At 65.5% G+C, this 23,165-nt stretch carries 22 protein-coding genes; 15 read left to right on the forward strand and 7 right to left on the reverse strand.

Features of this window, described 5'->3' with window-relative positions; genetic code table 11:
• The first annotated feature begins 191 nt into the window (after window positions 1–191).
• Window positions 192–824: a MarC family protein gene (locus ACETII_RS20615; RefSeq protein ID WP_472786783.1), complete on the forward strand. Its 633-nt coding sequence runs from the start codon at window positions 192–194 to the stop codon at window positions 822–824.
• A gap of 15 nt (window positions 825–839) precedes the next feature.
• Here the strand turns inward: ACETII_RS20615 and ACETII_RS20620 are convergent, their stop codons facing one another.
• The 3 genes from ACETII_RS20620 to petA all read right to left on the reverse strand — a co-directional run bounded on the left by ACETII_RS20620 (window position 840) and on the right by petA (window position 3,558).
• Window positions 840–1,691, reverse strand: a complete 852-nt coding sequence (locus tag ACETII_RS20620) for a cytochrome c1 (protein ID WP_363349183.1) — start codon at window positions 1,689–1,691, stop codon at window positions 840–842.
• A 34-nt stretch (window positions 1,692–1,725) separates the two neighbouring features.
• On the reverse strand, window positions 1,726–2,964 hold the full coding sequence (locus ACETII_RS20625; protein ID WP_472786784.1) for a cytochrome b: 1,239 nt from the start codon (window positions 2,962–2,964) through the stop codon (window positions 1,726–1,728).
• Between the two features lie 63 nt (window positions 2,965–3,027).
• Window positions 3,028–3,558 carry a ubiquinol-cytochrome c reductase iron-sulfur subunit gene (gene petA / locus ACETII_RS20630; protein ID WP_363349185.1) on the reverse strand — a complete coding sequence of 177 codons (531 nt, stop codon included), beginning with the start codon at window positions 3,556–3,558 and terminating at the stop codon, window positions 3,028–3,030.
• 267 nt (window positions 3,559–3,825) lie between these two features.
• Between petA and ACETII_RS20635 the strand changes: the two genes are divergently transcribed.
• The 3 genes from ACETII_RS20635 (at window position 3,826) to hemF (ending at window position 6,126) form a co-directional block, all read left to right on the forward strand.
• Window positions 3,826–4,311 (forward strand): tRNA (cytidine(34)-2'-O)-methyltransferase, encoded by a 486-nt coding sequence (locus tag ACETII_RS20635; RefSeq protein WP_472786785.1) that lies wholly within the window; start codon window positions 3,826–3,828, stop codon window positions 4,309–4,311.
• A gap of 133 nt (window positions 4,312–4,444) precedes the next feature.
• Window positions 4,445–5,134 carry a hypothetical protein gene (locus tag ACETII_RS20640; protein ID WP_472786786.1) on the forward strand — a complete coding sequence of 230 codons (690 nt, stop codon included), beginning with the start codon at window positions 4,445–4,447 and terminating at the stop codon, window positions 5,132–5,134.
• Window positions 5,135–5,235: 101 nt separating this feature from the next.
• On the forward strand, window positions 5,236–6,126 hold the full coding sequence (gene hemF / locus ACETII_RS20645; protein WP_472788199.1) for an oxygen-dependent coproporphyrinogen oxidase: 891 nt from the start codon (window positions 5,236–5,238) through the stop codon (window positions 6,124–6,126).
• Window positions 6,127–6,130: 4 nt separating this feature from the next.
• Here hemF and ACETII_RS20650 read toward each other — a convergent pair whose 3' ends face one another.
• Together ACETII_RS20650 and ACETII_RS20655 are read right to left on the reverse strand one after the other, a co-directional pair.
• Complete coding sequence (locus tag ACETII_RS20650; RefSeq protein ID WP_472786787.1) at window positions 6,131–6,511, reverse strand: GtrA family protein; 381 nt, start codon at window positions 6,509–6,511, stop codon at window positions 6,131–6,133.
• A 1-nt stretch (window position 6,512) separates the two neighbouring features.
• Window positions 6,513–6,860 carry a c-type cytochrome gene (locus ACETII_RS20655; protein ID WP_363349189.1) on the reverse strand — a complete coding sequence of 116 codons (348 nt, stop codon included), beginning with the start codon at window positions 6,858–6,860 and terminating at the stop codon, window positions 6,513–6,515.
• 160 nt (window positions 6,861–7,020) lie between these two features.
• Between ACETII_RS20655 and ACETII_RS20660 the strand changes: the two genes are divergently transcribed.
• The 10 genes from ACETII_RS20660 (at window position 7,021) to ACETII_RS20705 (ending at window position 21,559) form a co-directional block, all read left to right on the forward strand.
• Window positions 7,021–7,704: a helix-turn-helix transcriptional regulator gene (locus ACETII_RS20660; RefSeq protein WP_472786788.1), complete on the forward strand. Its 684-nt coding sequence runs from the start codon at window positions 7,021–7,023 to the stop codon at window positions 7,702–7,704.
• Window positions 7,705–7,830: 126 nt separating this feature from the next.
• The gene (locus ACETII_RS20665; RefSeq protein WP_472786789.1) at window positions 7,831–7,992 is read left to right on the forward strand and encodes a hypothetical protein; all 162 of its coding nucleotides are present in this window, start codon (window positions 7,831–7,833) and stop codon (window positions 7,990–7,992) included.
• Window positions 7,993–8,464: 472 nt separating this feature from the next.
• The gene (carB, locus tag ACETII_RS20670) at window positions 8,465–11,800 is read left to right on the forward strand and encodes a carbamoyl-phosphate synthase large subunit (RefSeq protein ID WP_472786790.1); all 3,336 of its coding nucleotides are present in this window, start codon (window positions 8,465–8,467) and stop codon (window positions 11,798–11,800) included.
• A 184-nt stretch (window positions 11,801–11,984) separates the two neighbouring features.
• On the forward strand, window positions 11,985–12,458 hold the full coding sequence (greA, locus tag ACETII_RS20675; RefSeq protein WP_363351160.1) for a transcription elongation factor GreA: 474 nt from the start codon (window positions 11,985–11,987) through the stop codon (window positions 12,456–12,458).
• A 47-nt stretch (window positions 12,459–12,505) separates the two neighbouring features.
• The gene (locus tag ACETII_RS20680; protein ID WP_472786791.1) at window positions 12,506–13,486 is read left to right on the forward strand and encodes a mitochondrial fission ELM1 family protein; all 981 of its coding nucleotides are present in this window, start codon (window positions 12,506–12,508) and stop codon (window positions 13,484–13,486) included.
• Between the two features lie 1,404 nt (window positions 13,487–14,890).
• A complete protein-coding gene (trxB, locus tag ACETII_RS20685) occupies window positions 14,891–15,856 on the forward strand; it encodes a thioredoxin-disulfide reductase (protein ID WP_363349194.1) in 966 nt (321 codons plus the stop codon).
• Window positions 15,857–15,865: 9 nt separating this feature from the next.
• Window positions 15,866–16,105: a CDGSH iron-sulfur domain-containing protein gene (locus ACETII_RS20690; protein WP_363349195.1), complete on the forward strand. Its 240-nt coding sequence runs from the start codon at window positions 15,866–15,868 to the stop codon at window positions 16,103–16,105.
• Window positions 16,106–16,221: 116 nt separating this feature from the next.
• The gene (glyS, locus tag ACETII_RS20695) at window positions 16,222–18,615 is read left to right on the forward strand and encodes a glycine--tRNA ligase subunit beta (RefSeq protein WP_472786792.1); all 2,394 of its coding nucleotides are present in this window, start codon (window positions 16,222–16,224) and stop codon (window positions 18,613–18,615) included.
• Window positions 18,616–18,956: 341 nt separating this feature from the next.
• Window positions 18,957–19,949: a L,D-transpeptidase gene (locus tag ACETII_RS20700; protein WP_363349197.1), complete on the forward strand. Its 993-nt coding sequence runs from the start codon at window positions 18,957–18,959 to the stop codon at window positions 19,947–19,949.
• A gap of 116 nt (window positions 19,950–20,065) precedes the next feature.
• A complete protein-coding gene (locus ACETII_RS20705) occupies window positions 20,066–21,559 on the forward strand; it encodes a bifunctional metallophosphatase/5'-nucleotidase (RefSeq protein WP_472786793.1) in 1,494 nt (497 codons plus the stop codon).
• A 271-nt stretch (window positions 21,560–21,830) separates the two neighbouring features.
• Here the strand turns inward: ACETII_RS20705 and ACETII_RS20710 are convergent, their stop codons facing one another.
• Window positions 21,831–22,049 (reverse strand): hypothetical protein, encoded by a 219-nt coding sequence (locus ACETII_RS20710; RefSeq protein WP_363349199.1) that lies wholly within the window; start codon window positions 22,047–22,049, stop codon window positions 21,831–21,833.
• Window positions 22,050–22,081: 32 nt separating this feature from the next.
• Window positions 22,082–22,381 carry a 30S ribosomal protein S21 gene (gene rpsU, locus ACETII_RS20715; protein WP_472786794.1) on the reverse strand — a complete coding sequence of 100 codons (300 nt, stop codon included), beginning with the start codon at window positions 22,379–22,381 and terminating at the stop codon, window positions 22,082–22,084.
• Window positions 22,382–22,670: 289 nt separating this feature from the next.
• On the opposite strand from rpsU, the gene ACETII_RS20720 reads away from it, so the two are divergent.
• A complete protein-coding gene (locus ACETII_RS20720) occupies window positions 22,671–23,165 on the forward strand; it encodes a CinA family protein (RefSeq protein WP_472786795.1) in 495 nt (164 codons plus the stop codon).

A 23,165-nucleotide genomic window follows, 5' to 3' on the forward strand; every position in this document is an offset into this window, starting at 1 on the left:
AGCGATCAACCCTGGGGCGCCCCCGCCCATGCGAAGCGCCTTGTGCACGATTTCAGTCAGGGGATCAAGGAAGAGCGCAGAGGGCCTGCGCCCCCTCTTTGGGCGTTGGCGCATGAAGCGCCCCATCGCCACTTCAGGTAGTATGAAGGAATGAAGGTCGTGCGGCGGCGGCGACCGAGCTGGGAGGTCCCATGGCGGCGATCGACCTTGGCGGTCTGGCGACAGCTTTCGTCACTTTGCTCGTGGTCGTCGAACCGGCAGGCCTCGCGCCGATCTTTCTCGCCGCCACCGCGCGGGAGACGCCGGCCGCTCGGGCGCAGATTGCGGCCCGCGCCTGTCTCTACGCCTTTCTGATCCTGACCGGCGCCGCCTTTGGCGGGGCCGCCCTGCTCTCGGCCATGGGGATCACGATTCCCGCCTTCCGCATCGCGGGCGGACTGCTGCTGTTTTCGATCGCCTCCGAGATGGTGTTCGGCGTGCGCATCAACCGCGACGCCGCCACGGCGCAGCGGGCCGTGGTCGAAAACGGCAAGCATATCGCCGCCTTCCCGCTCGCCATTCCGATGATGGCCGGCCCCGGCGCCATCACCGCGACGCTGCTGATCGCGGGCGACGCGCATGGCGATCCGGCGCGACTTGCGGCGCTGATCGGGGCAATTCTGGTGGTTGTCGCCATCTGCTGGGCAGTATGTCGCCTCGCGACGCAGGTCGAGCGCCTCCTTGGCGCCTCGGCGAGCATTGTGATGGAGAAGCTGGTCGGCGTGCTTTTGGCCTCGCTCGCCGTCCAGTTCGTCATGGACGGCGCGCGAAGCTTTCTGGCGTGAGGCGCGCGCCGATCGCTAATGCGCGACGTCGCGCCAGATCATGCGCTTGGTGAAGTAAAGCAGCAGCGCGAAGACGATCAGGAAGGCGACGACGCCCTGGCCGATATGCTTGCGGGCCTCGAGATGCGGCTCGGCGACCCACATCAGGAAGGCGGTGACGTCCTTGGAATATTGATCGACCGTCTGCGGCGCCCCGTCGTCATAGGTGACGGCGCCGTCGGACAGGGGCGGCGGCATGCCGATGCGGTTGCCGCTCATATACGCATTGTAATACTGCCCCTCCGGAACCTTCACGTCATGGGGAGGGTCGGTATAGCCTTCGAGCAGCGAGGCGATGTAGTCGACGCCATGCTCCTGATAGGACAGGCCGGGCAGCGCGTCGAGCAGGAAGGTCGGGAATCCGCGGCCATAGCCCCTCGCTTTGGCCAGGACCGACATATCCGGCGGATAGGCGCCCGACATGGCCGCGCGCGCCGCCTGCTCATTGGCGAAGGGCGGCGGGAAGCGGTCGCTCGGACGCGCCGGACGATCGTAATATTCGCCCGCGTCATTGGGACCGTCCTTGACCTTATAGGTTGCCGCGAGGGTCGCGACCTCCTTCTCGGTGAACTCCGGCCCGCCCGGCTGACTCAGATTGCGGAAGGCCAGCATTTTGATCGAATGGCAGGTCGAGCAGACTTCCTTATAGACCTTGAAGCCGCGACGCAGCTGCGCCTTGTCGTACTGACCGAAGAACCCTGCGAAACTCCAGGAATGGACTTCCGGCTTCTTCTCGTGATGGCCCCCTTCCGCGAATGCCGGGGAAGCGAAAGCGGCGAGAAGCAAAGCGGCGCCCGAAAGGAAAGCCAGAATCGGTCTGCGGGTCATCGAATAGTCCTGTTGGGCAAACATGCGGCCGGCCTCAGACATGGGAGACCTCTCCCGTGGCGACGGCGGCGTCGATGGAGTCCGGCAGCGGCTCGGGCTTCTCGAATTTCGGGAGCAGCGGCAGGATGACCACGTAGTGCAGGAAATAATAGAAGGCGAAGAGGCGCGCGAGCCAGAGATAGACGCCCTCCGCCGGCTGCGCGCCGAGATAGCCGAGCCCGATGCAGACGGCCACGAACACCCAGTAGAATTTGCGGAACAGCGGGCGATAGCTCCCTGACTTCACCGGCGATCTGTCGAGCCAGGGCAAGGCGGCGGCGATCAGGATCGACAGGAACAGCGCGATCACGCCAAGCAGCTTGTTCGGGATGGCGCGCAGGATCGCATAGAAGGGCAGGAAATACCATTCCGGCACGATATGCGGCGGCGTCACCAACGGGTTCGCCTCGATGTAATTGTCGGGATGGCCAAGATAGTTCGGCACGAAAAACGTCATCCAGGCGTAGAGCACCACAAAGGCGCCGATGGCGAAACCGTCCTTCAGCGTCGCATAGGGCGTGAAGGGCACCGTGTCCTTCTTGACGTTCTTCACCTCGACGCCGGTCGGATTGTTCTGCCCCGTCACATGCAGCGCCCAGACGTGCAGGGCGACCACCGCCACGATGATGAAGGGCAGCAGATAATGCAGGGCGAAAAATCGGTTGAGCGTCGGATTGTCGACTGAATAGCCGCCGAGCAGCCAAGTGGTGATGGACGGCCCCACCACGGGGATCGCCGTGAACAGATTGGTGATCACCGTCGCCGCCCAGAAGGACATCTGACCCCACGGCAGGACATAGCCGAGGAAGCCCGTCGCCATCATCACCATGAAGATGATGACGCCCAGGATCCACAGCACCTCGCGGGGCTCCTTGTAGGAGCCGTAATACATGCCGCGGAAGATATGGATGTAGACGGCGAGAAAGAACATCGACGCGCCATTGGCGTGCGCATAGCGCAGCGCCCAGCCCCAGTTCACGTCGCGCATGATCTTTTCGACGGAGTCGAAGGCGAGCGTGGTTTCGGCCGTGTAGTGCATGGCGAGCACCACGCCGGTGACGATCTGGGCGACCAGCATGAAGGATAAAATGGCGCCGAAGGTCCAGAGATAATTGAGATTTTTGGGCGTCGGATAGGCGACGAAGGCGTCATACATGAAGCTGATGATCGGCAGCCGGCGCTCCAGCCAACGGGCGAAGCCGCTCTTGGGCGTATATTGGGAATGTCCGCTCATGGAACTTTCTCGAATGCGTCAGGCGCGGCGAAGGGCGCGGGAAAGGCGGAAAAGGCGGCGGGCCTATCCGATCTTGATCTTCGTGTCGCTCAGGAAAGCATATTGCGGCACTTCGAGATTGCTCGGCGCCGGACCGCTGCGGATGCGGCCCGAAAGATCGTAGGTCGAGCCGTGGCAGGGGCAGAACCAGCCGTCGAATTCGCCGGCCTTGCCGGTCGGAATGCAGCCCAGGTGGGTGCAGACGCCGACGATGACGAGCCATTCCGGTTTCTGGACGCGTTTCGAATCGGGTTCGGGATCGGGCAGCTCGGCGAGCGGCACGTCTTCAGCCGCTTTGATTTCCTCGGGGGTGCGGTGGCGAATGAAGACCGGCTTGCCGCGCCATTTCACGGTCACGATCTGCCCGAGCGGGATGGCCGACAGATCGACTTCCGTCGAGGCGAGCGCCCGCGTCGAGGCGTCCGGGTTCATTTGCGAGATCAACGGCCAGACCATGCCGCCGGCGGCGACGACCGCGGCCGCGCCCGTGGCGATATAGAGAATGTCCCGCCGGCTCGGCTCCGCCGGCGCTTTTTGTGCGATTCTATCGTTCACGCCTTGACCTCTCCCAATCGCTGCGAGCAAAGAGCGCCTGGCGGACAAGCGCAAACTCGACTCAGAGCAATCGTTTCACTTTTACGCGCCGCGCGCCAGCCCGCAAGGCCACGGCCCGGCGAAAGCAGTTGAACCCCGCTCGCGCGCGGCTTATGTGGCGCCAATCCGCCATCATGTCCACTTGCGCGGGCCGGGAATCTTTGCCATTCGCCCTGTGTTTCCCGCCGCAGCGCACCATTCGCGTCGATTTGCCGCAAAGTCTGACACATGCCCCCGCTCATGCTCGCACTCTACCAGCCGGACATTCCGCAAAACGCCGGCACGATGCTGCGCGCCTGCGCCTGTCTCGGCGTCGAGGCCGCAATAATCGGGCCGGCGGGCTTCCCGGTCACGGACAGCGCCTTTCGCCGGGCGGGCATGGACTATCTCGATCTGGTGACGATCCAGCGTCACGCCTCTTTCGACGCCTTTGAGGCCTGGCGCGCCGCCCGGGCGGCGGAAGGCGCCCCGCGGCGCCTCGTCCTGCTCTCGACCCGCGCCTCAACGCCCTATACCGCCTGTGTTTTCCAGCCCGGCGACATCCTCCTGGCGGGGCGCGAGTCGGCGGGCGTGCCGGACGCGGTTTTCGCCGCCGCGGACATGACCTTGCGCATTCCCATGGCGCCGCCGGCGCGCTCGCTCAATGTCGCCGTCGCGGCGGCGATGGTCATGGGCGAGGCGCTCCGCCAGCTCGGGACTGACGCGCGCGCGTGAGGCTCCGCGTCCGCATGGCGGCTTTTTGAAAAGTTAACGGCCATTAACCTTTTTGTGCGCCAACGCACGGCGCGCAGAGCCGCCCCGTGGGAGGGTCTCTCATTGAGCAAAGCCATTCGATAGGAGCTCCGCCATGGAACTCGACAAGCTTCAGGCCCTGCCGAACATTCTCAACCGCACGCTCGCCTCCGCGGCCTTCGCCGGCCTGCTCGCCTATGGCGCCTATAACCATATGGCTGTCGAGGCGAAGATCGGGAGCCTCATCGACCACGTCAATCAGGTCGAGATGATGGGGACCAAGGTCACCTTCGACGCCCGGCGGCTCGACAAGATGATCCTTCCGAGGGACAGCCGTTTCGTCGGCGGTCAGGCCGTGGCGGACTTGACGAAGCTCAATGGCAGGCTGCTCGCGCGCCTTCTCAACGTCGGAACATTGAGCAACCTCTGCCTGTTCGATGGGCCGAAAGCCGGCCTTCTCGACGATGTCGCCGCGGATCACCGTCTTCGTGATCTCGACCTCGTGGAAATCAAGGATGCGGAGGACGTCAGGGCCGAAGTCCTCGCAAAGAAGGACCTCAATCCGCAACTCGGCGCGCCGGTTCGTTGCTACCGAATGACCATGACGGCCCGCGGTTACGACGTGCGGTCGGCGATCGCCTACACGCTCGGCGCGGCGCTCTCCGGAGAGGTCGAGTCCGCCCCTGCCTCCGAACCCTCCAGCGCCCAGCCCGCGCAGGCCCAGGCCGCGCCGGCGAAGCCCGAACGCAGCGGCGCGGCCCATGGATCGGCCGAGCGGCGGGTGCGGTTGTCCCAGGGCCAATGATCGAGCCGACCCGGCCCATCAATTGACACGCCGGGCGGTCCACCCCAAAACGTCGGTCATCCGGTCATCTCAGGAAGGGCGGCGGCGTGACGGACGACCTTATGGAACAGCGCAAAAGCGCGGCGCGCGAATGGTTCGAGGCGTTGCAACTGCGCATCTGCGCCGCTTTCGAAGCGCTCGAGAACGAAGCCGCCGGGCCCTTCGCCGATTCCTCCGAGCCGGGCCGCTTCGACCTGAGCCATTGGGAGCGGGTCAATCACGACGGCGCTCCCGGCGGCGGCGGGCGCATGGGGATGATCCACGGACGGGTCTTCGAAAAGGCCGGCGTCCACTGCTCCACCGTCTTCGGCACGTTCCAGCCGGAATTCGCCAAGCAGATTCCCGGCGCCGCCGAGGACCCGCGCTTCTTCGCCACGGGAATCTCGCTCATCGCCCATCCCTGGAACCCGAATGTGCCGGCCGTGCACATGAACACGCGCTTCGTCGTGACGACGAAGGCGTGGTTCGGGGGCGGCGCCGACCTCACGCCCGTCCTCGACGCCCGCCGCACGCAAACCGACCCGGATACGATCGCCTTCCACGCCGCCATGCGCGGGGCCTGCGAGCGCCATCCGGTCGCCGACTACGAGCGCTTCAAGGCGTGGTGCGACGAGTATTTCTACCTGCCCCACCGCAAAGAGCCGCGCGGGATCGGCGGCATTTTCTACGATTACTTCAACAGCGCGGGCGACGCGGAAAACAGCGCCTGGGACAAGGACTTCGCCTTCACCCGCGACGTCGGTGAAAGCTTTCTCGCAATCTACCCCGAACTCGTGCGCCGCAACGTCCCGACGCCCTGGAGCGCGGCGCAGCGGGAAGAGCAGCTCATCCGCCGCGGGCGCTATGTCGAGTATAATCTGCTCTATGACCGCGGCACGATTTTCGGCCTCAAGACCGGCGGCAATGTCGACTCGATCTTGTCCTCCATGCCGCCGACGGTGAAATGGCCCTAAAGAGTCACCCGACCCCGAAGGTCCAGGACCTGTTGATCGCAAAAGTCACGAACATTGCGAGCACGGTCGTGACGATCTGCGCGGGCAGATAGGGCGCCCCGAGACGCTCCACGAACAGGCTCATCAGCGCATAAGTGATGCAAAAGCCGATGAAGGCCGTCAAAGCGAAGCGCCAACCGGCTTCGGCGTGCGGCCGGTCGCTGCCGAATGTGTGGCGGCGATTGAGGAGATACGCAACGACGCCGCCGGCGACATAGCCGCACAGCGTCGCGGGCACCGGCCGCCAGCCGCCCGCCTCCACGAGGCCGACGAGGATCGCGTAATGAACCGCCGTCGCCGCCGCGCCGACCGAGGCGTAAGTCGTAAGCTGGCGAAAAGGAACCATTTCAGCGCGCCAGCTGCGCGTAATAGCGCGCCAGCGCCTGCATCTCCTGATCGGAGAGATGGCGGCTCTCGTAGCGCATCTCCTTGTGCGGGCGCTTGCCGGATTTGAAGGCCTGGAGCTGCGTATAGAGATAGCGTTCGTGCTGGCCGGCGAGATTGGGAATCTCTTCGTCCCGCCCGACGCCATCGGCGCCATGACAGGCCGCGCATTCCGCAAGGCTGACGGGCGGCTCCTCCGCCCGCGCCGGCGCCTGCCACGTCAAGCTGGCGAAGCAGAAAGCGCAGGCGAGCGTTGCGGCCCTCAAGGCGCGAAAGCGGACGAGGGCCAGTCGGAAAACGTCACTGCACATCATTTTTCCTTGATCGCCACCCTTCCGCTCAAGTAATTTTGTTTTTCTGGGCTTGCACTTACGGGCAGAAGGCCAGGTCGTCGTTCGACAAAATTGCAATGGAGCGCGTTTGATCCCCGAAGGCAGCTGGCTTTTAACCAGAATCGCCACCGCCAATGAGATGGTCAAGTCCCTGGACGAGGCTGCGTCCGCGCGCGACTTCGGGGCCGGCCTGCTCGCGATCACCGCTTCATTCGGCGTCGAGTCCGTCCTCGCCGGCGCAATCCCCGAGGAAATGTCGCGAAATCCGCCAGGGCCCTGCGAGCGGACCCCATGCTGGCGGCCCGTTCCGCCGCCAATCGCTGACTCTGAGCCGCCGACACAAGCGTCGAGCTTTTTCATCAATCCGAGCAGAACGCATCTCTTCGATCGCATTCTGGACACCGGCGAAGTTGCCCACTGGATCGTCGACTGCGCGCGTTGCCGCGACGCATGGATTCAGGGTGGAGAAGGGCTGCTTTTTCCGGTCGTCGCGGAAGAAGCGGTCATCTACGGCCTCGGTTTTTTCGGCCCCGCCTTATCGTCCGGGCCGGATCTGGAGAGGAGCCTGGCCTTCCTCGCACACTACGCCTTTGCGCGCATGTTGAAGATTGACTGCGTGAACGAAGCGCCGCGCTTCTCTGAACGCCAGATCCTGGCCTTGAAATGGGCCGCGGAGGGCAAGACGGATCAGGAAATCGCCGCGATTTTGAATGTCTCCGGGCATACGGTCGATAAATATATGCGGCAGATCAAGCAGGAGCTCAAAGCCGTCAACCGGACCTCGGCGATCGTCATCGCGATGCGCTCCGGTCTGATAACATGATCAGGTCGGCTCCGGCCGGAGGCAGCCGGTCGGAGCCGACCCGTTCAGCCCCCCAAACCCCCGGGCTGAACCCTTATGCCGTCGCGGCCAAAGCTCAATTTGAGATCGCCGCGGCGGTTTATCTTTTTGAAAAAAATCTACGATTTTGGCCTGGTCCTCGCCGCGCAGGACGACGAATTCTCGCAGCAATTCAAGGGTATTTTTCTCATCGAGCAGATACATGAATTCGATGAGCTCTGCGCCCCTTCGCTCCAAAATGCGTCGGCCGACCGCCTCGGCGACCGCTGAATCGATTACGCCCATTTTTTCCGCCCGCCGAGTAAGTATTTACCGAATCTGATCATATTCAATCTTGGCCGTAAAGCTGTGGTTGGAAAGTACGAGAATCCGTAAATTGCTCAACCTGAGCAGGTGTGCGCCCAAAATGGGCAATAAAAATGTCGCGGCTACGCTCCACGGCTTCCGCCCGCTCGCGGCTTCTGCCCCCTTCTCATCGGCCGGATAATCGTCTAACAAACGACAACTTTCGAGCCGGGCGCGCCCGCTCGCCGCCCGCAAGATGGGCACATACGGGACGCGTGCCGGTCCAAGGGCCGGAAACGCGGCCTTTTTTTATGCGCGCGCTTACCCAGAGGGCGCGCAAACGGGCCGAGGACGAATTCTTCCGCGCCCCCGCGTTGCGAGGCGCCCGCCTGACGGGAGTCCTTGGCGCGAGGGCGAGACCAAATGTGCGCGAGCCGCGCCGAACCACAGAAGCGACATGCCGAAAAGAACCGACATATCGACCATCCTGATCATCGGCGCGGGCCCCATCGTCATCGGCCAGGCCTGCGAATTCGACTATTCCGGCACCCAGGCGTGCAAGGCGCTCAAAGCCGAGGGCTACCGGATCGTGCTCGTCAACTCCAATCCGGCGACGATCATGACCGACCCGGATCTGGCGCATCGCACTTACGTCGAGCCGATCACGCCGGAGTTCGTCGCCAAGATCATCGAGAAGGAGCGCTACGCCGTTCCAGGCGGCTTCGCCCTGCTCCCCACCATGGGCGGCCAGACCGCGCTCAACTGCGCGCTCTCGCTCGAGAAGATGGGCGTGCTGAAGAAATTCGACGTCGAAATGATCGGCGCCACGGCGCACGCCATCGACAAGGCCGAAGATCGTGAACTGTTCCGCGAGGCGATGACCAAGATCGGCCTCGACACGCCGCGCTCGCATCACGTGAAGACCCTCACCGCGGCGCTCGACGCTTTGGACGACATCGGCCTTCCGGCCATCATCCGTCCCTCCTTCACGCTCGGCGGCACGGGCGGCGGCATCGCCTACAACAAGTCCGAGTTCATCGAGATCGTCGAGCGCGGAATCGACGCCTCGCCGACGAGCGAAGTGCTGATCGAAGAAAGCGTGCTCGGCTGGAAAGAGTACGAAATGGAGGTCGTCCGCGACAAGGCGGACAATTGCATCATTGTCTGCTCGATCGAAAACATCGACCCGATGGGCGTGCATACGGGCGACTCGATCACCGTCGCGCCGGCGCTGACCCTCACCGATAAAGAATACCAGATCATGCGCGACGCCTCGCTCGCCGTGCTGCGCGAGATCGGCGTCGAGACCGGCGGCTCGAACGTGCAATTCGCGGTCGATCCGCGCACCGGCCGCATGATCGTCATCGAGATGAATCCGCGCGTGTCGCGCTCCTCGGCGCTCGCGTCGAAAGCGACGGGCTTTCCCATCGCCAAGGTCGCCGCGCGCCTCGCCGTCGGCTACACGCTCGACGAGATCGCCAACGACATCACCGGCGGCGCGACGCCGGCCTCCTTCGAGCCGACGATCGATTACGTCGTCACCAAGATTCCGCGTTTTGCTTTCGAAAAATTTCCCGGCTCCGAGCCGGTGCTGACCACCGCGATGAAATCGGTCGGCGAAGCCATGGCCATCGGCCGCAATTTTGCGGAATCGCTGCAAAAGGCGCTGCGTTCGCTGGAGACGGGGCTCTCGGGGCTCGATGACATCGAGATCGAGGGGCTCGGCAAGGGCGACGACATGAATGTGCTGCGCGGCGCGCTCGGCACGCCGACGCCGGACCGCCTGCTCGTCGTCGGCCAGGCGCTGCGCCTCGGCATGAGCCAGAATGAAATCCACGAAGCGAGCAAGATCGACCCCTGGTTCATCGCCCGCATCGCCGAAATCGTCGCGCTCGAAGCGAAGGTGAAGAAATTCGGCCTGCCCAAGGACGCCGAGAATTTACGCCGGCTCAAATTCGCCGGCTTCTCGGACGCGCGGCTCGCCACCCTCGCCGGCGTCGAGGAAGCCGCCGTGCGCGCCGCGCGCCACGCGCTCGGCGTGCGCCCGGTCTATAAGCGCATCGACACCTGCGCGGCGGAGTTCGCCTCGCCCACGGCCTATATGTATTCGACTTACGAATCGCCCTTCGCCGGCGCCCTCGCCAATGAAGCGGCGCCCTCGGACGGCAAGAAGGTCGTCATTCTCGGGGGCGGACCGAACCGCATCGGACAGGGCATCGAATTCGACTATTGCTGCTGTCACGCCTGTTTCGCGCTCGACGACGCCGGCTTCGAAACGATCATGATCAACTGCAATCCGGAGACGGTCTCGACGGATTACGACACGTCGGACCGCCTCTATTTCGAGCCGCTGACCAATGAGGACGTCGGCGAAATCCTCGACGTCGAAAAGTCGCGCGGAACGCTCGCCGGCGTCATCGTCCAATATGGCGGCCAGACGCCCTTGAAGCTCGCCCACGGCCTCGCCGCCATGGGCGCGCCGATCCTCGGCACGCCGGTCGATTCGATCGATCTCGCCGAAGACCGCGACCGCTTCAAGCGGCTTCTCGACAAGCTCGGCCTCAAGCAGCCCAAGAACGGCATCGCCTATTCGGTCGAACAGGCGCGCATCGTCGCGGGCGAATTGGGCCTGCCGCTCGTCGTGCGTCCGTCCTATGTGCTCGGCGGCCGCGCCATGGCGATCATTCGGGACGCGACCGACCTCGACGACTATCTGCTCGGCACGCTGCCGACCCTGGTGCCGTCGGAGATCAAGACGCGCTACCCCAATGACAAGACCGGGCAGATCAATATGGTGCTCGGCAAGAACCCGCTGCTCTTCGACCGCTATCTGACCGACGCCATTGAAGTGGACGTGGACTGCGTCGCCGACGGCGAGCAGGCGGTCATCGCCGGGGTGATGGAGCATATCGAAGAGGCCGGCATCCATTCGGGCGACTCCGCCTGCTCGCTGCCGCCGCGCTCGCTCGCCCCCGAGGTCGTCGCCGAACTCGAGGCGCAGACCAGGAGCCTCGCCATGGCGCTCGGCGTCGTGGGCCTGATGAATGTGCAATTCGCCCTCAAGGACGGCGAAATCTACGTGCTCGAGGTTAATCCGCGCGCCTCGCGCACCGTGCCTTTCGTCGCCAAGGTCGTCGGCGCGCCTTTCGCCAAGATCGCCGCGCGCGTGATGGCGGGCGAGAAGCTCTCGGGCTTCGCGTTGCCCTCCGGGCCGTTGAAACATATCGGCGTGAAGGAGGCCGTCTTCCCCTTCGCGCGCTTCCCTGGCGTCGACACGGTTCTCGGGCCGGAGATGCGCTCGACGGGCGAAGTGATCGGCCTCGACGTCGCCTTCGACGCGGCCTTTGTGAAGAGCCAGCTCGGCGGCGGCGCCAAGGCGCCGCGCGAGGGCGTCGTTTTCGTCTCGGTGCGCGACGCGGACAAGCCCCGCATCGTGCCGACCATCCGAGCCTTGAAAGAAATCGGCTTCAGCGTCGTCGCGACCGGCGGCACCGCCCGCTTCCTTCAGGAGGAGGGCATCGCCGCGCAGAAGATCAACAAGGTCTCGGAAGGCCGGCCGCACATCGTCGACGCCATCAAGAACGGCGCGATTCAGCTCGTGTTCAACACGACCGAAGGGGCCCAGGCGCTCGCGGATTCGCGTTCCTTGCGCCGCGCCGCCCTTCTGCATAAGGTTCCCTATTATACGACCCTCGCAGGCGCTATTGCGGCGGCGCAGGGGGTCAGGGCCTATGTGTCGGGAGACCTCGAGGCGCGGGCGCTACAGGATTATTTCGAGCCTGCAAAAGACTGAGAGAAAAAGGAAATGAGGACGGCGCCCCCGGCGCCCCTTCGGACGCTGAGGCGCCGAAGGTCGGCTGCCGGCGCCGATTTTGCGGCAAAACCGTCAGTCATATGATTCGGGACACGCGCCTCTCGCGCCGGCTGAACGCCTGCGTGGGAGCGCCGCATATGATCGGAGCGAAGAGCGAGAAATGGTGGACAAGGTGCCCATGACAGCCGCAGGATATGCGGCGCTCGGAGAGGAACTGCGCCGCCGTCAACAGGAGGACAGGCCGCGCATCATCCAGCAGATCGCCGAAGCCCGCGCGCATGGCGATCTCTCGGAGAACGCCGAATATCACGCCGCCAAGGAAGCGCAGTCGCTCAATGAAGGCCGCATCGCCGAGCTCGAGGACAAGCTCTCGCGCGCCGAGGTGATCGACGTCGCCAAACTCACGGGCTCGACGATCAAGTTCGGCGCAACCGTCACCGTCGTCGACGAGGACACCGAGGAGGAGAAAGCCTATCAGATCGTCGGCGAGACCGAAGCCGACGTGAAGAGCGGCCGCGTCTCCATCACGAGCCCCATCGCCCGCGCGCTGATCGGCAAGAAGGTCGGCGACACGGTGGAGGTGAAAACACCCGGCGGCGGCAAGAGTTACGAAATTCTGAAGGTCGCTTTTGTGTAAGGCCCCCTCCCCGGCCCTCCCCCGCTTCGCGGGAGAGGGAGCGGATTGTGGCCTTCATTCAAATGGCTGAGCACGAGCGTCCCGTCTCCTGCGAAGCGGGAGTGAGACTCGGAGCAACGCTCCGCATCATTACCGACGGCCGCGCCGGGCATGAGGCGCAGACGCTCGGGCTCGCGGAGGCGCTGGGCCTCGGGCCAGACATTCGCGCCGTCGACGCGCGCCCGCCTTATTCGTCGCTCGCGCCCTTCGGCCCGCCGGACCCGCGCGACGCCTTCGCCTATGCCGCACCCTACCCGGACATTGCGCTCGCCGCCGGGCGGCGCGCCTTGCCGGCGCTGCGGCGGCTGAAGCGCGACTCTGGGGGGCGTGTCTTCACGATCTATGTCAACGCCCCGGCGCTCTGTTGGAACGCCGCCGATCTCATCGTCGCGCCGCGCCATGACCGTCTCAAGGGCGCCAATGTGATTTCGCCGCTGACGCCGCCGAATCGCATCACCCCGGCGCGCCTCGCCGAGGCCCGCGCCGCCCCCGACCCGCGCATCGCCGTCCTGCCCCGCCCGAGGGTCGCCATGCTGATCGGCGGGGCCGAGGGCGTCATCCATGACCTCGACCATATCGCCGGCGCCCTGCTCCAGGGCGGGTTCGGGGTGATGGCGACGCCCTCGCGGCGCACGCCGCCCGAGGTCGCGCAGGCATTACGCACGGCGCTCTCGGGGCCCGGCGGCTTCTGCTGGGACGGTTCGGGCGAAAACCCCTATCTCTCCATTCTCGCCAACGCCGATCGCCTCGTCGTTACGGGAGACAGCGTCAATATGGTCGGCGAAGCGGTCGCGACCGGCGTCCCGGTCCATGTGATCGAACCCCTGGCCCCGCGCCGGAAGATCCGCGCCTATCTCGCCGCGCTTAAAACGGCCGGCGCCATCCGCATCTGGCGCGGTCCTTTCGAGGACTGGACCTATACGCCCATCAATTCGACGCCGATGATCGCCGCGCGCATCGCGGCGGATTTCGCCAGTTTCTCATCCTGAGGCGCGAGGCGCGCGTCTTGAAGGACGAGGAAATCCGGCAGGACCAAGCGGCCGATCCTTCGAGACGGCCCTTCGGGCCTCCTCAGGATGAGGGGGAGAGACCGCCAAAGCCTCTAAGCCGCAGGCGAACAACCGTCCCAACGCCGGCAGGAGGATTTCCTCATCCTGAGGGCGCGCGAAGCGCGCGTCTCGAAGGACGAGGAAATCCGTCGGGACCAGGCGGCCGATCCTTCGAGACGGCCCTTCGGGCCTCCTCCAGGATGAGGGGGAGAGACGGCCAACGCCTCTAAGCCGCAGGCGAACAACCGTCCCAACGCCGGCCGGAGGATTTCCTCATCCTGAGGGCGCGCAAGGCGCGCGTCTCGAAGGACGAGGAAGTCCGTCGGGACCAGGCCGCCCATCCTTCGAGACGGCCCTTCGGGCCTCCTCAGGATGAGGGGGAGAGACCGCCAAAGCCTCTAAGCCGCAGGCGAACAACCGTCCCAACGCCGGCCGGAGGATTTCCTCATCCTGAGGGCGCGCAAGGCGCGCGTCTCGAAGGACGAGGAAATCCGGCAGGACCAAGCGGCCGATCCTTCGAGACGGCCCTTCGGGCCTCCTCAGGATGAGGGGGAGAGACCGCCAAAGCCTCTAAGCCGCAGGCGAACAACCGTCCCAACGCCGGCCGGAGGATTTCCTCATCCTGAGGGCGCGCGAAGCGCGCGTCTCGAAGGACGAGGAAATCCGGCAGGACCAGGCGGCCGATCCTTCGAGACGGCCCTTCGGGCCTCCTCGGGATGAGGGGGAGAGACGGCCAACGCCTCTAAGCCGCAGGCGAACAACCGTCCCAACGCCGGCCGGAGGATTTCCTCATCCTGAGGGCGCGCGAAGCGCGCGTCTCGAAGGACGAGGAAATCCGGCAGGACCAGGCGGCCGATCCTTCGAGACGGCCCTTCGGGCCTCCTCGGGATGAGGGGGAGAGACGGCCAACGCCTCTAAGCCGCAGGCGAACAACCGTCCCAACGCCGGCCGGAGGATTTCCTCATCCTGAGGGCGCGCAAGGCGCGCGTCTCGAAGGACGAGGAAATCCGGCAGGACCGCGCGGCCCATCCTTCGAGACGGCCCTTCGGGCCTCCTTCAGGATGAGGGGAGAGAGACGGCCAACGCCTCTCTGAGCTGCGGGCGAAAAACGCCGGCCGGAGGATTTCCTCATCCTGAGGGCGCGCGAAGCGCGCGTCTCGAAGGACGAGGAAATCCGGCAGGACCAAGCGGCCCATCCTTCGAGACTGCCCTCCGGGTCTCCTCACGATGAGGGCGTGAGTGACGGCCACGCGGCATGAGGCGCGGGAGAGACGGCCGCCTTGCGGCGCGGCGCATAATCGCTAGATTGCGGGCTCCTTCGCGGCCGTTTCGAAAGAGTTTCCCATGTCCGCCCCCAAGCATGCGCGCGTCATCATCATCGGCTCCGGGCCCGCCGGCTATACAGCCGCGATCTACGCCGCGCGCGCCATGCTGGAGCCGATGCTCATCGCCGGCTTCGACCAGGGCGGCCAGCTCATGATCACCACTGACGTCGAGAACTACCCCGGCTTCGCGGAGCCCGTTCAGGGGCCGTGGCTCATGGAGCAGATGCGGCTTCAGGCCGAGCATGTCGGCACGAAGCTCGTCTCCGACCACATTGTGGAGGCCCGTCTCGAGACCCGCCCCTTCACCTTGATCGGCGACAGCGGCGCGACCTACACCTGCGACGCGCTGATCGTCGCGACGGGCGCGAAGGCCAAATGGCTCGGCATCCCGAGCGAGGAGAAATTCAAGGGTTTCGGCGTTTCCGCCTGCGCGACCTGCGACGGCTTCTTCTTTCGCGGCAAAAAGGTCATCGTGGTGGGCGGCGGCAACACCGCGGTCGAGGAGGCGCTCTATCTCTCCAACCTCGCCTCGCATGTGACGCTGGTGCACCGCCGCGACATGCTGCGCTCCGAGCGCGTCCTGCAGGAGCGGCTGCGCCAGCAGGCGAACGTCTCCGTTCTGTTCAATCATGTGATCGATGAAATCGTCGGCGTGGAAGGCCCGCTCGCCGTCACCGGGGCGCGGGTGAAGAATGTCCTTACCGGCGAGACGCAGACGCTCGACGCCGAGGGCGTCTTCATCGCCATCGGCCATGCGCCCGCCTCCGAACTGTTCAAGGGCCAGCTCACGGTGAAGCCCTCTGGCTATATCGCCGTCGAGGCCGGCACGACGCGCACCAACATCCCCGGCGTCTACGCCGCCGGCGACGTCGCCGACGAAGTCTACCGCCAGGCCGTGACCGCCGCCGGGCTCGGCTGCATGGCCGCGCTGGAGGTCGAGAAATTTCTGCTCGGCGCGCCGGCGCTGGCCACCGAGCCCGCTTGAGGAGAACACATGACAGAACGCGTCATCTTCCAGAAGAAAGCCATGCCGGTCGAGGTGGAGGAAGGAAAGACCTATTACTGGTGCGCCTGCGGCCGCAGCGCCAAGCAGCCCTTCTGCGACGGCGCCCACAAGGGCTCGGGGATCGAGCCCGTGGCCTACAAGGCCGAGGCCACCGGCAAGGCGTTTTTTTGCGGCTGCAAGCATTCAAGGAAAGAGCCACTCTGCGACGGCACGCATAAGGAGCTGTAAGGCGCTGGGCTCCGGGAAGCCCCGCTCAAGGGATTTGAGCCTCGCGGATTTGCGCGGCGCCGCATCGGGCTCTAAACATCGTCCCGGATTCACCCTCGCCCGATAAAGATCCCCGGATGCCCGATCTTCTCCTCGAACTGTTCTCCGAAGAAATTCCGGCGCGCATGCAGCGGCAGGCGGCTGACGACTTGAAGAAGCTCGTCACCAACGCCCTCGTCGACCGTGGGCTGACCTATGAGGGCGCCGCCGCCTACGCCACGCCGCGCCGGCTCGCGCTGCAGGTCGTCGGCTTGCCCGGCCGCCAGCCGGATGTGCGCGAGGAGCGCAAAGGGCCCCGCGTCGGCGCGCCGGAGGCGGCGATCCAGGGCTTTCTGAAAAGCGCCGGGCTCGCCTCGCTCGAGCAGGCGCGCATCGAGAAGGACAAGAAGGGCGCTGAGTTCTATCTCGCGGTCATCGAGCGCGCCGGCGCGGCGACGATCGACGTGCTGGCGGAAATCCTGCCGGGGATCGTGAAAAGCTTCCCGTGGCCCAAGTCCATGCGCTGGGGCGCCGCTTCGGAGCGCACAGAGAGTCTGCGCTGGGTGCGCCCGCTGCATTCCATCGTCGCCACCTTCGGGCCGGAGACCGAGACGCCGGACGTCGTGCCCTTCGAGGTCGACGGCGTTCGTTCGGGCGACGTCACGCGCGGCCATCGCTTCCTCGCGCCGGCGCCCTTCCGCGTGCGGCGCTTCGAGGATTACGCGATGGGGCTGGAGCGCGCCAAGGTCGTTATCGACCCGGCGCGGCGGCGCGACATCATCCTGCATGACGCCAAGGACCTCGCCTTCGCGCAGGGGCTCGAACTTATCGAGGACGTCGGGCTTCTGGAGGAGGTCGCCGGCCTCGTCGAATGGCCGGTGACGCTGATGGGCTCTTTCGACGAGAGCTTCCTGTCGATCCCGCCGGAAGTCATTCGCGCGACGATCCGCGTGAACCAGAAGTGCTTCGTGCTTCGCAAAGGCGACGCGCTGACCAACAAATTCATCCTCGTCTCCAATATCGAGGCGGCGGACGGCGGCGCCACGGTCGTCGCCGGCAATGAGCGCGTCATCGCCGCGCGGCTCTCGGACGCGAAATTCTTCTACGAGACGGACCTCAAGACGAAACTGGAAGACCGGCTGCCGAAGCTCGACCAGATCGTCTTCCACGAGAAGCTCGGCACGCAGGGCGAGCGCGTGAAGCGCCTCGCCGCCTTCGCCCGCGAACTGGCGCCGGTCGTCGGCGCCGATCCGGAGAAGGCCGCGCGCGCCGCGACGCTGTGCAAGGCCGATCTCGTCTCGGAGATGGTCGGCGAATTCCCCGAGCTGCAGGGCCTCATGGGCCGCTATTACGCGACCGCGCAGGGCGAGGACGCCTTCGTCGCCGCCGCCTGCGAGGAGCATTACAAGCCGCAGGGGCCGAGCGACCGCATCCCGACCGACCCCGTCTCCATCGCCGTGGCGCTCGCCGACAAGCTCGACACGCTGGTGATGCTATTCTGGGCGAGAGAAATTCCGACAGGGTCGAAAGACCCATTTGCGCTTCGACGGGCTGCTCTCGGGGCAATCCGAATCCTATTAGAAAACGAAATTTCTCTATCTATGAGGGGAATGCTCCTCTTCGGCTTGTGGGAACCACTGTCGGCTTGGGACAATTTGCACAATTCAATTGTGCTTATATCGGACTCGGTGAGCAGACAGCTTGATTATTCCGATCCTGATAGCCCCCTCGTTTTGGGTAGGGAATTCAAGCATGTTCGCTCGCCAGATACCCTTGGAGAAATAAGGCTTTACGAGCCCTTTACTTCGATTGCGCTGGTTACTGCTGATCTTCATGGCGATGAAGGGTTCGAGGCAAAAGGATATTTCGAGCAGTTTAGGCACGGATTGGCTGATCCAAATGAAACAATTGACGCCATCATGAATTTTCTAGTCGACCGCCTGAAAGTCTACTTGCGGGACAAGGGGGCGCGCTACGATCTTATTGATGCGGCGCTCGGCGCCGTGGCCTTCGCCGACTCCGAGGAGGAGCCGGCCGCGGCCGCGCCTCTGCAGGACGATCTGCTCATGATCACGAAGAAGGTCGAAGCGCTCGACAAATTCCTCGCCACCGACGACGGCAAGAATCTGCTCGCCGGCTTCAAGCGCGCGGTCAATATTCTCAAGGCCGAGGAAAAGAAGGACGGGCCGCAGGCCTATTCCCACCGCCACGCGCCCAATCTGCGAATCGAGCCGCAGGAGCACAAGCTCGCCGCCGCCATCGCCCGGGCCCGCGAGGAGACGGCCGAGCGGCTGGCGAAGGAGGATTTCGCGGGCGCCATGCGCGCGCTGTCGCATCTGCGCGCGCCGGTCGACGCCTTCTTCGACCATGTGACGGTAAACGCCGACAACGCCGACTTGCGCCTGAACCGCCTGCGCCTGCTCGCGGAACTGCGTCGGGTGATGATGGGCGTGGCCGACTTCGGCAAGGTCGCCGGCGAAGCCCAAGCATAACGAGCCGCGAGAACCAACCTCACCCGCGAACGATCCCTCCCCCTTGCGGGGAGGGTGGCCCCGCGAAGCGGGGTCGGGCGGGGCGCGCAGCGTTGTGAAACTGCTTTCTTAATACCGGCTTGCGGCCGCCCCAAGTCCCCCACCCGGCGCGCCGCGCGCGCCACCCTCCCCGCAAGAGGGGGGGATGGAAACGTCGAGAGACCGTTTCATCGGCGCTCCTCCCCCTCGCCCCGTGCGCGGGCGCACGCACAGCCATGCGCTTCTCCCTTATTCCGAAACTTGGCCGAACGATACGGCCGTGTTACTGGCGCGATACGTCCCGGTAACAGGGGAGAAATATTATGAGCATCCTTTATTCGTCCCGTCGCAGCTTTGTTTTCGGACTGGTGGGCGCCGCCGCTTTCGCAGGCCGGCCGGCCTTTGCCGGCGAAATGCTGAAGGATATCGCGCAGCTCAAGCCCGGAGACTATACTTGGCATCCCGAGCGCGCCGAGACGGGGCCGGTGTCGGTCGTCGTCTCGATCCCCGAGCAGCGCGTCCACGTTTATCGCAACGGCATCCGAATAGCGGTCTCCACCTGCTCGACCGGCAAGCCGGGCCATGCGACCCCGACGGGCGTGTTCGTCGTGCTGGAGAAGGACAAGAATCATCACTCGTCGATCTACGACGACGCGCCCATGCCCAATATGAACCGGCTGACCTGGTCCGGCGTCGCCTTGCACGCCGGCAATCTGCCCGGCTACCCGGCCTCGCACGGCTGCGTGCGCCTGCCGGTGAAGTTCTCGGAACTGCTGTTCGGCGTCACCCATATCGGCACGCCGGTCATCATCGCCGGCGCGCATACCGACCCCTGGGAGCTGACGCATCCCGGCATGGTGCTCTCGGGCTATGCCGAACAGGAATTCGAGCAGGTCGTCTCGAGCCTCGACGGCAAGAAGCACCCCTCGGACTGGGCGGCGGCGGAGAGCTATCCCGTCACGAGCGTCATCGTCTCCTCCGCCGATCGTGTGATCGAGCTCATCGAAAACGACCGCGTCGTCGCGCGCTCCAAGCTCACCCTCAAGGGCGGCGACGCGCTCGGCTCGCATGTCTTCGTCTTGAACGGCGCGGCCAATGACGCGCGCGGCCTGAGGTGGAGCGCCATCACCCACAGCGCCGCGGCGTCGCCGGCGATGCGCGACGACGCCGTGATGCAGCGAATCGGCGCCGAGCCCGCTTTCGTCGAGGCGATGCAGACGCGCATGCACCCCGGCATGACCATGGTGCTCACCGACGCGCCCCTCTCGCCCGACAGCCGCAGCGGCAAGGATTTCGTCATCGTCACCACGGGGTGATTCCCCCTCTCTCCCCCAGCGGGGAGAGGGGTGGACGCGGGCCTTGCACCGCCGGGCGTTGAAACTGTCATGCCGGGGCGGCAACATGCGCCCCTGCGTCCGACACGGATCAACTCATGCGCCGCCCTCTCGCCGTCGTCCTCTTCCTTCTCGCGCTGTCTTGCGAATCGGCGGCGGCGGAGCGCCTCGTCAATCTCACGCTGCTCGTCTTCAGCGACATCTATGAGATGGACGAGCGCAATGGGCGCGGGGGATTTGCGCGCGTCTCGGGCGTCTTGAAGGCGGAGCGCGCCAAGACCAAAGCGACCCTCGTCGCGCTTGCGGGGGACGCGCTGTCGCCGTCGCTTCTCTCGAGTCTCGACAAAGGCGCGCATATCGTCGAACTGCTCAATCTCGTGGGCGTCGACGTCTTCACGCCGGGCAATCACGAGTTCGATTTCGGCGAGGACGTATTTCGCGCGCGCATGGACGCGTTGCACGCCACGCGTCTCGCCGCCAATCTGCGCGACGGCGCGGGGCGTCCGCTGCCGGGCTTCGCCGACAGCGCGATCATCGACGTGGAAGGCGTGCGGATCGGCGTCATCGGCCTGACCGAGGACGAGTCGCGCGAACGCTCGAACACGGAGACGCTGCGCATTTTCCCGGCGATCGAAACCGCGCGGCGGGAGGCGCGGCGGCTGCGCGACGCGGGCGCCGATCTCATCGTGGCGGTCACCCATTCCGAGTGGACGGACGATCTGCGCCTCGCCAAGACCGGCCTCATCGACGTCATCCTCTCCGGCCACGACCACAATCTCTTCGTCGCCTATGACGGACGCGCCGTCATCGCCGAGACGCAAGCCGACGGCGCGCAGCTCGTCGCCGTCGATCTTGCCGTTACCGTGTCCGACGCCGGCGCGCGCAAGGTCGCGTGGTCGCCAAAGTTCCGCATCCTCGATACGGGGGACGTTGCGCCCGACCCCGCCGTCGCCGCGCGCGCCGACGAAATTCGCGCCCGGCTGGAGAAGGGTCTCGACGAGCCGATCGGCGTCACGCAGAAAGAACTGGATGGACGCAAGGCGAGCGTGCGCACGCGCGAGACCGCGCTCGGCGACTACCTCGCCGACGCCATGCGCGCCGCAACCGGCGCCGATGTGGCGATTCTCAACGGCGGGGCCATTCGCGGCGACGCCGTCCTCCCCGCCGGCGCGACGCTGACGCGAAAGAGCGTGCTCGCCGCTTTGCCCTTCGCCAACAGGCTCGTGACGATCGAACTCAGCGGCGCCGATCTGCGGGCGGCGCTGGAGAGCGCCTATGGCGCGCTCGGCAAGGATGCGGGGCGCTTCGCACAAATCTCCGGCGCGCGTCTCGCGCTGCGGCGCGACGCGGTTCCAGGCTCGCGCCTCCTCGCCATCGCCATCGGCGGCGCGCCGCTCGACGAGACGCGGCTCTACAGGATCGCGACGAACGACTATCTCGCCAACGGCAAGGACGGCTATGACGCCCTGCTTCGCGGCCGGCCGCTCGTCACCGAGGACGCGGCGCCGCTGCTCTCCGCGGTGGTCATCGAGGCGATCCGCAAGGCGGGGACCATTTCGCCGGCGGTCGACGGGCGGATCACGATCGAGTGATGGCACGGCCCTTGGGTGTCAGCCCGCGGCGATCGCCCCCGAGCCGACATACATCATTACCGACGCGTTCTGCACGCCACCCTCGAGCGCCGACGATTAAGCAGAGTCCGTCGCTTTTCTTCCCAACTCCTACCAGCCGCACGGACGCAGCGGCGATATTGAACGCGCGGGCGAGCCGAACCGTGGTCGGACTGCCGGAGGAGGGATTATGGCCGCATGGGGGATCGCTATCGTCGCGGATTGCCCCCGCCGAGATCTGAGGAGCGGTCGCTCACGAGGAGCGACGCACCGTTTTGATCGTCGCGGCCGGTCGGCCCGAGCGTTCGGCGATCTCGAGATCCTGGGCTTCGAGGATCGCGCGTGCGGGCGCGTCGCCGTCGAGCCCGCCCAGCGCTTCCTTGGGAACGCGACGATTGGAGCGTTGGCTGCCATCGTCATAAACGACGTCGAAGAGAACGAACTCGCTCTTCGTCGCAGGTTTGCGGGCCATGGTGACTCCCCTGTCGGCGCGGCCGCGAACGATCAGAAGCCGCCGGCGGCCGGCGTGAGCGACGGCGTCGGCGCGGCGGGCGTGGCCGGACGAGGCTTCGCGGGGCGCGGCTTCTGCTTCGGCGCCGGCAGGAGGCCTTCGCGCTGCGCCTGCTTGCGAGCGAGCTTGCGGGCGCGGCGAATGGCTTCCGCCTTTTCTCGCGCGCGCCGCTCAGAGGGCTTCTCGTAAGCGCGACGCTGCTTCATTTCCCGAAAGACGCCTTCGCGCTGCAGCTTCTTCTTGAGCACACGAAGGGCCTGATCGACATTGTTGTCGCGAACCAAAACCTGCACGAGTTTTCCGATCTGCAAAAAAGAGGAAACCCGGCTCTCGGGGGATGGCGCGAACCATGCGCTCGATGCTCCGACATCGAAGCGAAAATGGCGAGAACTCGGGTATCAGGAAGATTCGAGGGCGGGAGGCTCCAGTTCGACAGTCGAACGGCCCCGCCGGCTCTATTTAGGGCAATGCGCGGGCAAGCGCCAGCCATAATTGCGATTGGCCAGGGCGGCGGCATCAAGGCTATGGCTCGAGGACGCCCATGGCGTGTAAGCTGCGGCCGTCATCGAGCCCGGGCCTGTCGTGCAACATCAAGTCATTGATTTAGCAAATAAACTTCTCGTCGCTCTTCGCGAGCGCAAGCTTGTCGCGGCGACGGCCGAATCGTGCACGGGCGGCCTCGTCGCCGGAGCGATCACCGAAGTTGCCGGATCGAGCGAGATTTTCGACCGCGGCTTCGTGACCTATTCCAACAAAGCCAAGCAGGACATGCTCGGCGTGCCCGAAGCGCTGATCCTCGCCCACGGCGCCGTGAGCGCAGAGGTCGCGCGGGCGATGGCCGAGGGCGCACTCGCCCATTCCTGCGCCGACCTCGCCGTCTCCATCACCGGAATCGCCGGGCCGGGCGGCGGATCGGCGGCGAAGCCGGTGGGGCTCGTCCACTTCGCTCTGGCGCGGCGCGGCGCGGCGACGGAGCATGTCGAGCGCCGATTCGGGCCGCAGAGTCGAAGCGACATCCGCGCGGGCGCGGTGCGGCAGGCGCTCGAAATGCTTCTCGCGGCGGCTTCCACGCGCTGA

Source organism: Methylocystis sp. NC52PC (assembly GCF_055698645.1).

Bases quoted from the DNA above. Each gene is read 5' to 3' on its own strand.
- ACETII_RS20650 (WP_472786787.1), bottom strand. From the start codon at position 6,511: ATGGTTCCTTTTCGCCAGCTTACGACTTACGCCTCGGTCGGCGCGGCG.
- ACETII_RS20690 (WP_363349195.1), top strand. From the start codon at position 15,866: ATGACAGAACGCGTCATCTTCCAGAAGAAAGCCATGCCGGTCGAGGTG.
- glyS (WP_472786792.1), top strand. From the start codon at position 16,222: ATGCCCGATCTTCTCCTCGAACTGTTCTCCGAAGAAATTCCGGCGCGC.
- ACETII_RS20700 (WP_363349197.1), top strand. From the start codon at position 18,957: ATGAGCATCCTTTATTCGTCCCGTCGCAGCTTTGTTTTCGGACTGGTG.
- ACETII_RS20640 (WP_472786786.1), top strand. From the start codon at position 4,445: ATGGAACTCGACAAGCTTCAGGCCCTGCCGAACATTCTCAACCGCACG.
- ACETII_RS20710 (WP_363349199.1), bottom strand. From the start codon at position 22,049: ATGGCCCGCAAACCTGCGACGAAGAGCGAGTTCGTTCTCTTCGACGTC.
- trxB (WP_363349194.1), top strand. From the start codon at position 14,891: ATGTCCGCCCCCAAGCATGCGCGCGTCATCATCATCGGCTCCGGGCCC.
- hemF (WP_472788199.1), top strand. From the start codon at position 5,236: ATGGAACAGCGCAAAAGCGCGGCGCGCGAATGGTTCGAGGCGTTGCAA.
- ACETII_RS20620 (WP_363349183.1), bottom strand. From the start codon at position 1,691: ATGACCCGCAGACCGATTCTGGCTTTCCTTTCGGGCGCCGCTTTGCTT.
- ACETII_RS20705 (WP_472786793.1), top strand. From the start codon at position 20,066: ATGCGCCGCCCTCTCGCCGTCGTCCTCTTCCTTCTCGCGCTGTCTTGC.
- ACETII_RS20635 (WP_472786785.1), top strand. From the start codon at position 3,826: ATGCCCCCGCTCATGCTCGCACTCTACCAGCCGGACATTCCGCAAAAC.
- ACETII_RS20615 (WP_472786783.1), top strand. From the start codon at position 192: ATGGCGGCGATCGACCTTGGCGGTCTGGCGACAGCTTTCGTCACTTTG.
- ACETII_RS20655 (WP_363349189.1), bottom strand. From the start codon at position 6,860: ATGTGCAGTGACGTTTTCCGACTGGCCCTCGTCCGCTTTCGCGCCTTG.
- ACETII_RS20660 (WP_472786788.1), top strand. From the start codon at position 7,021: ATGGTCAAGTCCCTGGACGAGGCTGCGTCCGCGCGCGACTTCGGGGCC.
- ACETII_RS20625 (WP_472786784.1), bottom strand. From the start codon at position 2,964: ATGAGCGGACATTCCCAATATACGCCCAAGAGCGGCTTCGCCCGTTGG.
- carB (WP_472786790.1), top strand. From the start codon at position 8,465: ATGCCGAAAAGAACCGACATATCGACCATCCTGATCATCGGCGCGGGC.